This is a genomic window from Bradyrhizobium canariense, from assembly GCF_018130465.1.
Taxonomy (GTDB): Bacteria; Pseudomonadota; Alphaproteobacteria; order Rhizobiales; family Xanthobacteraceae; genus Bradyrhizobium; species Bradyrhizobium canariense_C.
This window is the reverse complement of the sequence record NZ_JAFCKJ010000013.1, coordinates 57,279-72,611: the sequence shown is the minus strand read 5'-3', so window position 1 is coordinate 72,611 and position 15,333 is coordinate 57,279. Positions and strand designations below refer to the sequence as shown.

The 15,333-nt window shown below is 65.9% G+C and carries 6 protein-coding genes; 2 read left to right on the top strand and 4 right to left on the bottom strand.

What is annotated here, in order from left to right:
• Nucleotides 1-421: 421 nt before the first annotated feature.
• Nucleotides 422-1,858: a lipopolysaccharide biosynthesis protein gene (locus JQ591_RS27775; RefSeq protein ID WP_211399192.1), complete on the bottom strand. Its 1,437-nt coding sequence runs from the start codon at nt 1,856-1,858 to the stop codon at nt 422-424.
• A gap of 305 nt (nt 1,859-2,163) precedes the next feature.
• Here JQ591_RS27775 and JQ591_RS27770 point away from each other — a divergent pair, with 305 nt between their 5' ends.
• Nucleotides 2,164-3,246 carry an endo-1,4-beta-xylanase gene (locus JQ591_RS27770; RefSeq protein WP_211399191.1) on the top strand — a complete coding sequence of 361 codons (1,083 nt, stop codon included), beginning with the start codon at nt 2,164-2,166 and terminating at the stop codon, nt 3,244-3,246.
• A gap of 64 nt (nt 3,247-3,310) precedes the next feature.
• Here JQ591_RS27770 and JQ591_RS27765 read toward each other — a convergent pair whose 3' ends face one another.
• From JQ591_RS27765 to JQ591_RS27755, 3 genes are all read right to left on the bottom strand, one after another.
• The gene (locus JQ591_RS27765) at nt 3,311-4,261 is read right to left on the bottom strand and encodes a DUF6492 family protein (protein WP_211399190.1); all 951 of its coding nucleotides are present in this window, start codon (nt 4,259-4,261) and stop codon (nt 3,311-3,313) included.
• 95 nt (nt 4,262-4,356) lie between these two features.
• On the bottom strand, nt 4,357-5,151 hold the full coding sequence (locus JQ591_RS27760) for a protein-L-isoaspartate O-methyltransferase family protein (protein WP_211399189.1): 795 nt from the start codon (nt 5,149-5,151) through the stop codon (nt 4,357-4,359).
• The gene (locus JQ591_RS27755; protein ID WP_211399188.1) at nt 5,148-8,618 is read right to left on the bottom strand and encodes an ATP-binding protein; all 3,471 of its coding nucleotides are present in this window, start codon (nt 8,616-8,618) and stop codon (nt 5,148-5,150) included. The genes JQ591_RS27760 and JQ591_RS27755 overlap by 4 nt, the downstream gene beginning before the upstream one ends.
• A gap of 142 nt (nt 8,619-8,760) precedes the next feature.
• Between JQ591_RS27755 and JQ591_RS27750 the strand changes: the two genes are divergently transcribed.
• On the top strand, nt 8,761-15,213 hold the full coding sequence (locus JQ591_RS27750; protein WP_211399187.1) for a non-ribosomal peptide synthetase: 6,453 nt from the start codon (nt 8,761-8,763) through the stop codon (nt 15,211-15,213).
• Nucleotides 15,214-15,333 lie beyond the last annotated feature (120 nt).

Here is a 15,333-nt window from a genome sequence, read left to right as displayed (position 1 = left end):
GGCGAGCCAGAGAATCGCAGCCGACTTCATCGGATCGATTTCGACTGTCGCGGTGCGAAAGCGATGGTACCCGGGGCACTCGGACGTTCTGACGCTAAATGCGGATGGGTCGGGCATCCTCGCCAGGCACATGTGTTCGCCGATGGCCGGTACAAGTGACGGGCCGGGTGAAGGGGAATATTGCAATTGCATGCGACGCGTCCTCGAGATCAGGCGGGAGCGTTACAGACTCTCAGTCACCGATAGCTGCCGATAAGGGGCGGTGATCATGACAGCATGAGCCCCCAGTTCCGAAGTTGCTGATCAATATTGCTCAATCGAGCAGAATCCCCGACCTCCTCGCCTGGAGCGCGCCGCATCTTCGCTTCCGGCGAGGCACGGCAAGTCTACAGAGAGGGCCGAGCCTCATCGGAAATCGCAGCTAGACGCCCAGCGCCTTCCGGTTGAAGGTTCGCAGGAAACGCAGCGACAGCGTCCGCACGTTGGCGACGTTCAGCAGCCACGCCGCGGCGGCATAAGCGAGCCCGCCGGCGAGGCTCACGACGATGAGCGGAACGAAGCCGGAGCCATTGACCTGCGATCGTGCCACGAGGATAGCGGCCGCCATCGCCGCGGCAGAGACGGCAACGCCGGCGAGGCGGTGGAGGTCGAACGGCACCGGATGGGCGCGATGCATCAGGACGACGGCAACGAGGAAGCCGATCGCTTCGGTCGCGAGCGTCGCCAGCGCCGCGCCGTAGAGGCCGTAACCGGCCACCAGCACGAACATCAACGCCACGCTGACGACCAGCGTCAGGAACGACTGCGCCGCAAGCATGAACGGCCGCTCGGCGAGCTGGAAGCTGATCTGCACATAGAACTGATTGGCGATGCCGAAGAAGCGGGCGAGCACCAGGGTCGGCAGCAGGGCCGACACGCCGGCGCGGAAGTCGACGCCGACGAGCGTGCCGGCGACCTGGTCGGCTGCGAGCGCGAGCCAGACGGCGACGGGCGTGACCACGATGAGCAGAAGTTCGAGGCTCTCGGTCAGCCGCTCCCGCGTCGTCTCGGTGTTTTTCTCCGACAAAGACCGGAACACCAGCGGCACGGTCGCCGCGGCGACGCTGGAGGCGATCATGACCATGAACTGTCGCGGCAGATCGGCGGCGACGCCAAAGATGCCGGCGGCGTCCCTGCCGAGCAAATAAGCCACGATGAGCCGGTCGCAGGCCGAATAGACCGCAACAGACAATCCGGCCAGCGTCAGCGGCAAGCCGTAGCGCGCGAGCAGCATGAACTGGCTGCGCTGAAAGCGCGCGATCCTGGTGCGGTCGCCGACGAGGTTCAGGATGATCCCGGTGAGCGAACCCAGGCCGAATGCGGCGAGCAGTCCCAATCCACCCCAGCCGAGCCAGATGCCGAGCAGGCCGAAACCGACGCTCGACACGCTGCGCACGATCGAGATCGCCGCGAATCTGTAAGGGCGAAGTTTGGCGCGCTCGAACTCCTGGCCGACATCGACGGCATTCGCCATGATCGCGACGAACATGCTGGCAAGCAGCAGTCCAACGCTGAGATCGCTGCGGAACAGGAAGACCAGCGGCGTGGTGGCGCAGAGGACGGCAACGGTGAGCGCGAAGGCGACCATTGCAGTGCCGCGAAAATCCACCTCGGCCGACATCGCCTGATATCGCGACACCGAGAGCTTGATCCAGGCGAAGAAGATCGCGCCCAGGATGCCGGCCAGGCTGATGCCGACGACATAGACGCCGTACTCCGCCGGCGTCAGCAGCCGCGTGTAGGCCGTGACGGCGAAGAAGCCCACCGCCGCAGGCAGGATGTAGGCGACCAGGTAAATCGAGAAATGGCGGTTCAGCATGCGAGCACGGGACCGGCAACGTTGTTGCGAGTGTGACGGCCGTTCATCAATTGGACCATGGCGGGGCGAACGAACTGCGCCGCAGCATCCCTCAAGAGTGTCACATAAGTCTGGAGATCGGGCGGCGAATGCGGCTTTGAGGCCGCTTTCGCGCGTTAGCGTTAAATTTGCCCTTCCCTGACGGGAGGGCCGATCACCGCAAGGAACCGTGATTCGCAGATGGCAAAGTTAACCCAACGAGGGAAAACCCCGGCGTTGCAAGGCGTCGCTTGGTACGATGGCGCGTTGGCTCGATAAGGAATGCCGTGACCAGGCTCGACAGACGCGAATTTCTCCTCGGCAGCGCCGCAGCACTCGCGGCGGGCACATCGGCGTCGGCAGCGCCGGCGTCGGCAGCGCCGGCGTCGAAACTCGCCCAGCGTAGTCCGGGATTTGGCGCGGCGGCCACGCTCTGGGATCTGCAAGCCGATCCCAGGCTCGGCGAAGCCATCAGCACCTATTGCACGCAGGTGGTTCCGGTGCTCGAGCTGAAATGGCCGATGCTGCGTCCCGACGCACACACCTTTGCCTTCGAACGTGCCGACGCGATCCTGGATTTCGCCCGGCAGAACGACCTGACGATGCGCGGCCACGCGCTCGCCTGGTATCACGACATTCCGGACTGGACCAAGCAGATCAAGGATTCCAAAGGCGTCGAGCGTGCCTATGTCGACCACATCGGCACCGTCGTCTCCTATTACAAGGACAAGCTGACGTCGTGGGACGTCGTCAACGAGCCGATCCCGGACAATCCGCGCAGTCCAAAAGACCGGCGCGACTCGTTCTGGACGCAGCACCTCGGCAACGGCTGGATTCCGCTGGCGTTCCGCACGGCCGCCGCGGCCGATCCCTTCGTCAAGCTCGCGATCAACGAATACGATATCGAGTCGGCGAAGGACACGTTCATTGCGAAGCGCGCGGCCTACCGCAATCTCATCATGGACCTGCTCGACCAGGGTGTGCCGTTGCACGCCGTGGGACTGCAATCGCATCTGCATGCCGAGCTCGAGATCGACACCCATGGGCTCGCGGAATTCGTCACCGAACTGCGCGCCTGGGGCCTCGAGGTGCTCGTCACCGAACTCGATGTCGACGACCAGAAGCTGACGGGGACGCCGGCGCAGCGCGATGCCATCGTCGCCAAGCGCGTCGAAGATCTCCTGACCGCGATCTCGACCAGCGGACCGGTACGCTCGATCCTGACCTGGGGCCTCTCGGACCGCTATAGCTGGATCAACGGCACCTTTGCCCGCGCCGACAAGCAGCCGAACCGTCCCCTGCCGCTCGACGGCGAGTTCAAGCCGAAGCCGTTCATGAACGTGATCAGAAAATTCACGCGAGACGTGTAGTAAGCGGCTTTATTTTGAGCATGATCTTTCCGGAAAACCGCTGCACACTTTTCCGGATCATGCTCTAGCGCGTCTTCGGCGTCTCGAATTCGGCCTCGTCGCCCATGTGATCGGGCGAAAGGCTCGGACCGCGACGGTCGCGCGAGGCGAGGCGGAAGACGTCGCGGATGTCGTCAACCGAGGTCGACGAATAGGACTGGATGCAGAGCGCCACCTGGTCGGGCGAAGCGGCGCGCATCATCGCTTCGATGGCCGGGCGGTCGAGGCGCGTGTCGTCCCAATGCGAGACCGCGATGCTGTCTTCCGTAACCCGATGGGTGGCCAGATGTGCGGGCGAGCTCGCGACGAAATGGCCATAGAGCAAATACTCCGAAAACTTCTTCTTCCGGCACAGTGCCAGAACCCAGTTCAACCCCGTTGCCGACTTGATCGCGTCGGTCATCGCGCGCGCGGTGTCCTTGTCCCAGACCAGCGCGTTGCCGACATAGTCGTCCGCGGGGAAGGACCGGTCCTTGATGCCAAGCAGTTGATCGACGGTGCGGAGCCACAGGACATGTAAGGGGTGGGCGGCGTCGATCCCGTTGCGCGCGACGAACAGCGGCGTCTTCTCACCGCCGGCATATTGGCCAACGTCGAATTCGCGGAAGAAAAGATTGTCCGAGTCCAGGATGCAGACACGCTGCTCGGGCGCGTTGAGGACGCCGGCGATCTTGAGGATCTGCTGGATGTGCCAGCCATGAACAGGTGACGACAGCAGCGAGAGCCAGACGCGCCGCTTGCTGATGAACTGGAGAGCCGGCGGCAGCGCCCACAGCCATTTCGGCAAATAGCGCGAGGCCGGAACGATGACACGCTTGTCGGAAGCGAACCGCGCGAACAGCGGCAAATCCTCATCGTTAACGAGAACATAATGCCGCGTATAGCCCGTCAACCAGGTGTCGATGCTCTCGCTGAGCAGCGAAAAGCGTTCGATATCCTTGGCGTAGCTGGCAGTCAGCAGGGCAACGGAATGCATGGCGCGCGCTCGTATGGCGATCAGGCCGCAGTCATACCCTCGGCTGGAGCCGTTGGAAACTTACATTCGCGATCAAGGTAAAACGTAACGAAGCATTAGCCATCCGACGGCAACCCCTGCTCGATGCCGCGAAAGCGCAGCGGCGCCAGCGCGGAGGCGCGCTGCCACCAGTCGGCGACGCGGTCGTCGAGCGCGGTCACACCTCGACCCTGGCCGGGGAAGATCCGGATCTGCTGCACCGCCTCGGCTTCGAACCCCTTGCCCTTGCGGGTGATCTTGAGGGCGGCGCCTTCGCGGTCCCGCTGGGTCAGCGGCACCAGAAGGCGGCCGCGCGGACGAAGCGACCGAAGCCAGAGCGGATGCGGCTGCGAGAAGCCGGCATGAACGATGATCACGTCGGCGGGTTCGCCGATGTCTTCGCATCCGTCACCATGGACGACCGCGACGTTGCGATAGGCGCCAAGATAGGTCGCGGCGCGCGCTGCAAGCCGCTCGTCGCATTCGATTGCCTGCACCCTGCCCTTTGGGCCCACGATCTTCGACAGCACGGCCGAGAAATAGCCGAGCCCGCAGCCGATCTGGACCACACGGTCTTTTTCCCGGACGTCGAGCAAATCGATGAAGTGCGCCCAGAGGCTCGGCAATCCGGTATCGAGCTTGCGGCGCGCATCGATCGCGACCAGCACATTGTCCTGGAGATGAACGGGATCGGCATCTGGCGTCTGCCGATAGAGGCGCGCCGCCTCGCTCTTGATGCGCCAGGGTCCCTTGGCCAGAAACTTTTCGCGCGGAACGGTGGCGAGGGCGTCGAGCAGGCGCGTTGAGGAGATCCGCTCGCGCTTTGCGATCAGCTCCACGTAACGCGCACGCGCGGCGGCAAGATCGCTCATCTCACGGGATCGGCCTGTTCGCGAACAGGCGCGTTCGCGCCGAGCTCGTTGATCAGTTGCATCGCCTGTTTCAGGTCCGGCGTGTAAAAGCCCTCGCTGAACTTGCCGACGATCGGTGCGAGCAGGAGACCTGCGTGCTCGCGCTTGCCGGCTTCGAGCGACAGGCGCGCGAGGCTGACAGCGGTGCGAAGCTCCCAGGACAACGCGCCCTGCTTGCGCGCGATCTCCAGCGACAGGTTGAACAGGTCCTCGGCCTCCTGCACCGAGGCCGGATTCCCGTCCGACAGGGTGATCTCGCCTTGCAGGCGGTAGACCTCGGCGAGGTAGGAGTGGTCGCCGGTCCGTTTTGCGGTCGCGAGCGCGCCGTCCAGCGCGCGCAAGGCGGCATCGCGCATTCCGACCTTGGCATAGGCCTCCGCGAGCAGGCAGCGGAACCAGCAGCCGGCGAGCCAGGAATCCATCGCTTCGTATTCGTCGAGGCCGAACCGCATCTGGCTGAGGCCCTCGTCGGCCTCGCCGAGCTGCGCCAGCGCCCAGCCGCGCAGGATCGCCGCCTGCTGCTTCCAGTGCAGGAAATTGTGCTCGGTGGCGATGATCATGGCGCGGTTGGCGTGGTCGCGCGTGCCCTCGACATCGCGCAAATGCTGGCAAAGATAGGCGCCGAACACGAGTGCGAAGGCGAGCGTGAAGGGGTGGCGGATCTTCTCTGCGTTCGCGATCGCCTGCTCGCTGTGCTGGCGCGCCGCATCGGGCCGGCCGAGGAACCACAGGAGATAGCCGAGATAGGACAGCGAGACGACGCCGGGATCGGTGCCGTGCCGCTCCATCAGATCGGAGTGCAGATCGGGGCTGTAGAGGTTGATGCAGCGATGCAAATGATGCTGGGACGCGGCAAAGCGGCCGCGATAGAGCATGGTCATTGCGATCGAGCGGTGCGCCTCGATCAGATAGCCGGTCTGCTGCGCCGGCTGCGTCCGCTCGTTCAGCCGCTCGCGCTTGGCGAACTTCAACAGCTCGACGCTGAGATCGTGCGCGCGGGTGAGATCGGCGCGGATGAAATGACAGACCCAGAGCCCGCGCGTGGCGGCGAAGGCCTTTTCGTCGTCGTCGAGCTGCTGGCCGAGTTCGAGGGCGCGGACGTAGTTCTCCTCGACCTCCTGCACGGCATAGCCCTTGGCGGCGATCAGCGCGTTGCCGAGCGCGATGCGCAGCTCGAGCTCCATCTCGTCGGCGCCCTGCATGCGCGCATTGGCCTGCACGACGCTGAGGCCGCGGCCCAGATGCCCGATCGCCTCCAGATTGGCGCCGCTCTTGGCCGCCTGCTTGCCGGCCTTGAGCCAGAAGCTGGCGGCGCTCTCGCTCTGGCCGGATTCGGTCATATGATGGGCCAGCAGTTCCGGTTCGCGTTCGGTCTTCTCGGGATACATCTCGGCGAGCACCTGGGCGATCCGGGAATGCAGCTTGCGCCGCTCGCTGTGCAGCAAGCTCGCATGCGCGGCGTTCTGGATCATCACGTGCTTGAAGGAATAGAGTGCGTCGGGCGGATGGCCGCGGCGCATGATCAGCCCGGCCTCCTCCAGATGATTGAGCGCGGCCTCGATCTGTTCGGCGGGCGTGTTGGCGACCGCGTGCAGTGTCTCGTAGGAGAATTCGCGGCCGATGGTGGCGCCGATCTGCGCGATCCGCTTGAACGGCCCCATCCGGTCCAGCCGCGCCATCAGCGAGTCCGTCAGCGTCGCCGGGATCGCGAGCTGCCGCCACGGGCCCGACAGCACGTAGCGCCCGTGCCGTTCGGTCAGGAGGTTGGATTCGAGAACCGTCTTGGTCAGCTCTTCCAGGAACAGCGGCACGCCGTCGGTCTTGACGATGATCTCCTCGATGACCTCCTTGGGAAGCTCGCGTCCCGCCACGCGCTCGACCAGCGTCGCGCGCAGCTGCCGGCTCAACCGGTTCAGCACCAGCGTGGTGATGTGCGAATGGGCGCTCCAGCTCGGCTGGAATTCGGTGCGCGCGGTGATGATGACCAGGATCGGCCGGTTCTGTGCCCGGTCGACCAGCAGATCGATCACCTCGCGGGAAGTCGGGTCGATCCAGTGCAGATCCTCGAACGCGACCACCAGCGGCTGCTCGCGCGCAAGACCGAGGAAATGATTGACCAGCGCCGCGACGGTCGCATCCTTTTGCTGCTGCGGCGACAGCTCCAGCGGCGGATAGCGGTCAGCGGTCGGAATGGACAACAGCGCGGCAAACAGCGGCGCAACCTGCTCGATGTCGCCATGAGCGGCGGCGATCGCGGTCTCGAGGCTCGCCAGCGACTGCGCGGACGCATCCTCGCGATCGAGACCGAGGGAGAATTTGAGCTGCTCGGCGAAAGGATAGAACGCGGTGGAGGTGTAATAGGGCGAGCACTGGAACGAGACCTGTCCATGGCGGTCGCCCGCGATCCGCTCGAATATCTCCTGGATGATGCGCGACTTGCCGATGCCGGGCTCGCCGAACTTGACCACGACCTGGCCGTCGCCGTCCTTGACCTGCTGCCAGCGCCCCATCAGCAGCGCAATCTCCTCCTCGCGATTGACGAGCGGGGTCAGCCGCGTGCCCATCGCGGCGGCGAAGCGCGTCTCCACCCGCGAGGCGCGCATCACGTGCCAGGCCTGCGCTTTCTCCGAGATGCCCTTCAGCGCGTGGACGCCGAGATTGCGGTAGTCGAACTTCCCCTTCAGCAGCGACTGGGTCGAGGCGGAAATCACCACGCCGTTGGGCGGCGCCAGGCCTTGCAGGCGCGCGGCGAGATTGACGGTTTCTCCGACCGCGGAGTCGCGCTCTTCGGTGCCCTGTCCGACGAGGTCGCCAACCACGACGAGACCGGTCGCGATGCCGATGCGGACGGCGGGTGAGTGGCTGAGCGCACCACGCGGCTCGATCGCGCGGGCGGTCGACAGCACCCGGACGATTTCCAACCCCGCACGCACGGCGCGCTCGGCGTCGTCCTCATGTGCGGTCGGATAGCCGAAATAGACCAAAATACCGTCGCCGACGAAGCGGGCGGCAAAACCTTCGTAATGCTTCACCACGCGGACACAGGTCTCGCGGAAGCTCGCAATCATGTCGCGTACGTCTTCCGGATCGAACTGCACCGAGAGCGAGGTGGAATCCACCATGTCGCAGAACATGGTGGTGAGCTGGCGCCGCTCGGCGCCGACCTCGGTCCGGATTGGCGGGCGCGCCGCCGCGTCGGGCTTCTCTGCGGTTTCGGCCCGGAACAACGCGGTCATGGCCCGCTGGAGCCGCTTCCGATCGCCGAGCGGCAATCCGAGCTCGACCAGATCGGTTTCGGTCAGGTCCGCCATGACATCGAGATCGAGACGGTGCTGCGCGAAGAGATCGGCATAGTGGCTGAGACCGATGCCCTCGAGCCAGCGCTTCAGCCCGCCTTCCGTTCCCGTGCCCAGCTCATTCTCCAGCATGGTGATTCTGCCCGACCAATCACTCCGTCGAAGCGCTTAGGACCCCTCAACCACAGATTTTGGGGCCAAAACTTCACCTCAGACTGGACGCGTTCCCTTACTTCTTGGAAGAATAGCCCAATCGGATCAAAAGGGAACGGAATTGTCGGACGCCACACGCCCAGCGCCGCAGGGATCAGCCAGCACGACGGCCGAAACGAAGATATTCGCGCATATCGGCGGCCTTCTCGATTTCCATGCCCGCAAGACGCCGGCGGCCCCCGCCCTCCTCGCCCCTGGCCGGCCGGTCCTCAACTACGGCGGGATTGGCGACCGGACGCAGGATCTCGTCCGCACGCTGCGCGGACTCGGCATTGCCCCTGCCGACCGCATCGCGGTTGGGCTGCCGCGCGGTGCCGACAGCGCACTGGCCCTGATCGCGGTCGCCTCGAGCTGTGCTTGCGTCCCCGTCAATCCCGATCTGACGGCGGACGAGCTGCAACGCTATTTCAGCGAATTGAAGCTGACGGCACTCGTCACCCGGGCCGACACGAACTCGGCGAGCCGCGATGTCGCCAAGACGCTCGATATCGCTGTGATCGATTTCGTGCCGGGGTCGCACGACGATCTCGGCGGCTGCACGTTCGTCGGACCGGCGGTTGGACCGGCGAGCACCGCCGGCGCCTCGCGCGGCGACGATGATGCGTTCATCCTGCTGACATCGGGCACGGCGGCGCGGCCGAAGATGGTGCCGCTGACGCATCGCAACGTGTGCCTGTCCGCCTACAATGCCGGCCGCGTGCTGTCGCTCGCGCCCCACGATCGTCTGCTCAACGTCCTGCCGCTGTTTCACGCCCATGGTTTGATCTCCGGCCTGCTGACGGCGCTGGCCGCGGGCTCCAGCGTGATCTGTACCGACGGTTTCGACGCATCCTCCTTCTTCGGCTGGATGCGGCAGCTGCAACCGACCTGGTACACGGCAGTGCCGACCATCCATCGCGCGCTGCTGACGGCGGCGGAAGCGAACCCGGACCTTGCCCGATCGTCGTCGCTGCGCGTGATCCGCTCCGCCTCGGCCTCGCTTGCGCCCGCGATCCTCGACGGGCTGGAGGCGACGTTCGGCGTTCCCGTGCTCGAAACCTACGGCATGACGGAGGCGGCCTCGCAGATCGCGGCCAACCCGTTCGAACTGCGCAAGATCGGATCGGTCGGCCGCGCCGCGGGCCCCGAGATCGCAATCATGGACGAGGCGGGCCGCGCGCTCGCGAGCGGCGAGCATGGCGAGATCATGCTGCGCGGACCGAACTTGAGCCGCGGCTACTTCAATGACGAGGCGGCGACACAGGCCGCCTTCCGCAACGGCTGGTTCCGGACCGGCGATCTCGGCTATCTCGACACCGACGGCTATCTCTTCATCGTCGGCCGTATCAAGGACGTCATCAACCGCGGCGGGCAGAAGATCTCGCCCCTGGAGGTGGAAGAGGTTCTGCTCAGCCATCCGGCGGTGCTGGAGGCCGGCGTGTTTGCCGTCCCGCACCAAAAGCTCGGCGAGAACGTCGCCGCCGTCGTGGTGCTGCGGCCGAATTCCGAGGCGACCTCTGACCAGTTGCGCCAGTTCGCGCGAAAGCGGCTCGCGGCCTACAAAGTGCCGAGCCTGATCCGCAGCGTGGCGACGCTGCCGAAAGGCGCCAGCGGCAAGGTCAAGCGCAATGCGCTCGCCGAGCTGATCGCAACAATGGGCGGCGGCGAGGAGGCCCGCCTGCCGCGCAACGCGCTGGAGACCCAGCTCGCCGGAATCTGGGCCAATTTGCTGGAGCTGCCGCAGGTCGGGCGCGATCAGGACGTCTTTGCGCTCGGCGCGGACTCGCTCGCGGTGACGCAGATGCGCTCGCGCCTGCGCGAACGCTTCAATGTCGACTTCTCGTTCGAAGACATCTTCGATTGCGCCACGGTCGCCGCGCTTGCGGCCCGGCTCGAGACCGCCGCAACCCATCGCGAAACGATGCTGCCGGCCTGGCGCCAGGCCGCTGAAGCAGGCGCGCCGCTGTCGTTCCAGCAGCAACGGATGTACGTGCTCTCGCGGCTCGATCCGACCCGCTACAATTATAACGTCGTCGAAGTCGCGCTCCTCAGGGGCCAGGTCGACGTCGCCGCGCTTTCTACTGGCCTCGCCTCGGTCTCTGCGCGCCATGAGGCGTTGCGGTCGGTCATCATCGAGCGCGAGGGCGAGCCGGTGCAGCTTGTGCTGCAATCGCCGCCGCGGTTCGAGCGGATCAAGCTCAAGCCCTGCTCCGCGGACAAGCGAGCCGCTGTTATCGGGCGCGAAGCGCTCCGGCTCGCGCAACATCCGTTCGACCTTGCGCGCGAGGCGCCGCTGAAGGTCACGCTGCTCTCGTTCGACAAGAGCAGCCACGCGCTGGTGGTCAACGTCCATCACCTCGTCACCGACGGCTGGTCGCAGCGGCTGTTCTGGGAAGAACTCGCCGCCCATTATTCGGCAGCGCGCGAGAACGACGTGGCGGCACTGCCTTCGCCCGCCTTCCAGTACCGCGACTTTGCGCTCTGGCAGCAGAGCTGGGCGCAGACGCCGGCCGCAAAAGAGCAGCTTGATTACTGGCGGACGCAGCTCGACGGCGTCACCACGCTGCCGCTGCGGACCGACCGGCCAAGGCCGGAGGTCTGGAGCGGTCACGGTGCCCGTCGCTATCTCGAATTCTCCAGGACTCTGTCGGCCGACCTGCGCGCGCTGAGCCAGAACCAGGGCGTCACGCCCTTCATGACCCTGCTCGCGGTATTCCAGTGCCTGCTGTTCCGCCACACCGGACACGAGGACGTCGCGACCGGCTCGCTGATCGCCAACCGCAACCAGATCGAGAGCGAGCGCCTGATTGGACTGTTCGCCAACACCCTGATCCTGCGCAACGATTTTAGCGGCGATCCGAGCTTCGGCGAATTGTTGCGCCGGGTACGGCAGGTCACGCTCGATGCCTACCGCAATCAGGATCTTCCGATCGAAGAAGTCCTGCGCGCGCTTCAGATCGCGCGAAGGAGCGACGGCAATCCGCTGTTTCGGATCATGTTCATCCTCCAGAACGCCTCGATCGAGGCGGCATCTTTCTCTGGTCTGTCGACGCGGCGGATCGAGATCGATCCAAAGGTGGCGCGATTCGACATCACACTCGAACTGGTCGAGGCCGACGGCCGTTTCACCGGCTTCTTCGAATACGCCACCGATCTGTTCGACGCGGCGACGATCGAGGGCGTGGCCGCCCAGTTCAAGACCCTGCTCAAATCCGTCATCGCCGATCCGGAGCAGCGCATCTCGCACCTGCCGCTCCTGACCGAGGCCGAACGCCGGCAGCTGCTGGCGAAGGGCCGGGGCGTGCCGGCCAATTTCAGCACGCGCGGCAATTTGAGCGAACGTTTCGACCGCCAAGCCAAAAAGACGCCGAACGCGATCGCGGTGTCGGACGGCCGCACTTCCCTGAGCTATCGCGAGCTGGCTCGCCGCAGCCAGGCGGCGGCGCGCTGGCTGGCCCGGGAAGGCGTCGGCGCCGAGGCCGTGGTCGCCTTGCTCGCGGATCGCGGGCCCGACCTGCTCGCCGCGATGATCGCCGTGCAACGCGTGGGCGCAGCCTTCCTCAATCTCGATCCCGAGCAGCCGCCGGCACGACTCGCAACCATCCTCGGATCGAGCTGCGCCCGCGTGCTGCTGACCGGACGCGCGCAATCATCCATGGTCGAGGCGCTGCTCGAACCGCTGGTCGAGCGCATCCAGGTGGCCGAGCTCGAGGACGCGATCGCGCCAGCGTCGACCAAGCCGGCCCGCGCGGCGCGGCGCGCGGCTTCGAGCCTCGCCTATCTCATCTACACCTCCGGGTCCTCCGGCGCGCCGAAGGGCGTCATGATCGAGCAGCGGGGGCTTTCGAACCATCTGGCCTCGCTCATCTCCGAGCTGAACCTCTCGGCCAGGGACGTAATCGCGCAGACCGCGCCGCAGAGTTTTGTCGTCTCGGTGTGGCAGTTCCTCGCGGGGCCCATGGTCGGCGCGCGCGTCCATGTCTGCGGTACCGCGATCGTGCGGGACCCGATCTTGCTCGCGCGGGAGATCGAGCGCGAGGGCATCACGGTGCTCGAGATCGTCCCATCGCTGCTGCGCGTGATCCTCGATCGCATGGACGAGGCACGGGTCCGGCGCGCCTTTGCGAGGCTGCGCCTTCTGATCTCGACGGGCGAGCCGCTGCCCGTCGATCTCTGCAAGGCCTGGTTCGCCCGCTGTCCGAAAGTGCCGCTGATCAATGCCTATGGTGCGTCGGAATGTTCCGACGACGTCTCGCTGCATCGCCTGACCAAGGCACCGGCGACCACGACGGGCAACGTCCCGGTCGGCGCGCCGCTGCCGAACACGCAGCTCTACGTGCTCGACGCAAGCCTGCAGCCGCAGCCGGTCGGCGTGACCGGCGAGCTCTGCATCGGCGGCGCCGGTGTAGGCCGCGGCTATGTCAACGATCCCGCGCAGAGCCGGCAGCGCTTCCTGCCCGATCCGTTCTCGCGCCAGGCCGGCCGCCGGCTGTACCGGACCGGCGACCTCGCCCGCCGCCGCGCCGACGGCACGATCGAATGCCTCGGTCGCGCCGACCATCAGGTCAAGGTCCGCGGCTACCGTATCGAGCTCAAGGAGATCGAGAACGCGCTTGCCGACCATCCGAGTGTGCGCGCGGGCATCGTCGAGCCGCGTCGCGAGGCGAGCGGCGATGTCAGGCTGATCGCCCATATCGTCGCAAGCTCCGGCAGCCGCAGCAGCGCCAGCGAGCTGCGCGAGTTCCTGAAGAGCCGGCTGCCGGGCCATGCCATCCCGTCCGCGTTCCTGTTCCTGGACCAGGTGCCGCTCAACGCCCATGGCAAGATCGACCGGACCGCGCTGCTGGCGCCGGCGCAGCAGGAAGCGTCCGGACCGGATGCGGCCGTGCCGGCGCGGCGCTTCACCGAAAAGGTGTTGTCCGACATCTGGATCGACCTGCTGAAGGTCGAGAGCCTCGGCGTCACCGACAATTTCTTCGACCTCGGCGGCCATTCGCTGCTGGCCGGCCAGGCGATGGCGCGCGTCGCTCGGGCGCTCGGCGTGTCGCTGCCGATCAAGACCATCTTCGAGGCACCGACGATCGAAGAGCTTGCCCGGCGGGTCGACGAGGCCGTGGCTGCAAAGCCGCGCAAGCCTGCCGCAAGTTTGGCAAGGTTGGCTGGAGCGAGCCTGGCCGAAAGCGGCCCTCCCACGCTCTCGATCGCGCAGGACCAGATGCTGCGGATCGAGCAGAATCTTCCGGGTCTGCCGCTGTTCAACCTGCCTTTCGCGTTCCGTCTCCGGGGGCCGCTCAATCGGGCCGCGCTGGCGCAGGCGGTGGACGACGTCGTGCGCCGGCACGAATCGCTGCGGACCCATTTCGGCTGGAGCGGCGGGGAGCCCGTCAGCCGCGTCGCCGCGCCCGGCGCCCTCGGCCGTGTCCTGAGTGTCGAGACGATCGGCGACGGTCAGCCCCACGACAACAAGCGGCGCAAGGCCCTGGAACTCCGCAAGATCGTTCTCCTGATCGAACAGGAGGCCTATGCCCCGATCGACACCACGCGCGCACCGCTGCTGCGCGCTCGGCTGTTGCGGCTCCACGACGGCGATCATGTGTTGCTGCTGACGCTGCACCACGCCGTCGTCGACGGCTGGTCGATCGGCGTGCTGTTCGAGGAATTGTCCAATCGCTATGCGGCGCTGGCCGGCTATCCGTCGGTGCCGCTGCCGAAACTGCCGCCGGCCTTTTCGGACGTCGCGCGCTGGCAGCGCTGGTGGTGCGGCACCGATGCCGCCCGCCGTCAGGCGGCCGACTGGACGGAGAATTTGCGCGGGGCGGCCCCCCTCTTCGAAGGCGAATCAAGCCCGGGCGCGTCCACGGGGCACCATCCGGTCAGCCTCGAGCGTGAGCTGATCGGCCGGCTCACGGCTTTCGCCAGCCAGCACAATTGCACGCTGTTCATGTGCCTGCTGACCGGCTTGAAAGCCCTGCTGCTGGCGCGGACCGGCCGCAACGACATCTCGATCGCCACCGCCATGGCCAATCGCGCCCAGCCGGACACCGACCGGATCGTCGGTCCGTTCGAGAACACGGTGATCGTTCGCACCAAAATCACGCCGGAGCTGTCGTTCGCGCAGGCCGTGGCCCGGGTCCGTCAGAGCGTGCTTGACGCGCATGCGCGCCAGGAGCTGCCGTTCAGCATCCTGGCCGACCATCTGGAGCGGGAGGGGGTGGATCCAGCCTCGCTGCTCCAGGTCTATTTCACCCTGCAAAATCCGCTGCGCCAGCCGCTCGATCTGCCTGATCTCACGACAGGGTCGATCGGCAACATCGCCCGCGAAGGCCAGCCGGTGCTGCCGATCGACCAGACCTGGCTGTCGCTGATGCTCAAGGAGCGCCCGACGGGAATCACCGGTTCATGCAATTACAAGAGCGAGCTGCTCGACGGCGCTACGGTCGGCCAGTGGATGGAGAATCTCGTCGCGCTGCTCGGGGCCGCCCTCGCCCAACCCAACGCGCCGCTCGGCCGATTGCTCAATCGCAGGGCGGCATGAACCGGCTGTACAGCACGGGCGAATACTGGTTCACTCGCCAAAGCTGTGAATGACCAAGTTGCATCTTGATTATTTGGCGCCATCGCGCAAGATTATTCTCGCGTTTTGATTTGGACGATT

Excerpts from the sequence above, each read along its gene's own strand:
- JQ591_RS27775 (WP_211399192.1), bottom strand. The coding sequence starts at position 1,858 with ATGCTGAACCGCCATTTCTCGATTTACCTGGTCGCCTACATCCTGCCT.
- JQ591_RS27755 (WP_211399188.1), bottom strand. The coding sequence starts at position 8,618 with ATGCTGGAGAATGAGCTGGGCACGGGAACGGAAGGCGGGCTGAAGCGC.
- JQ591_RS27760 (WP_211399189.1), bottom strand. The coding sequence starts at position 5,151 with ATGAGCGATCTTGCCGCCGCGCGTGCGCGTTACGTGGAGCTGATCGCA.
- JQ591_RS27765 (WP_211399190.1), bottom strand. The coding sequence starts at position 4,261 with ATGCATTCCGTTGCCCTGCTGACTGCCAGCTACGCCAAGGATATCGAA.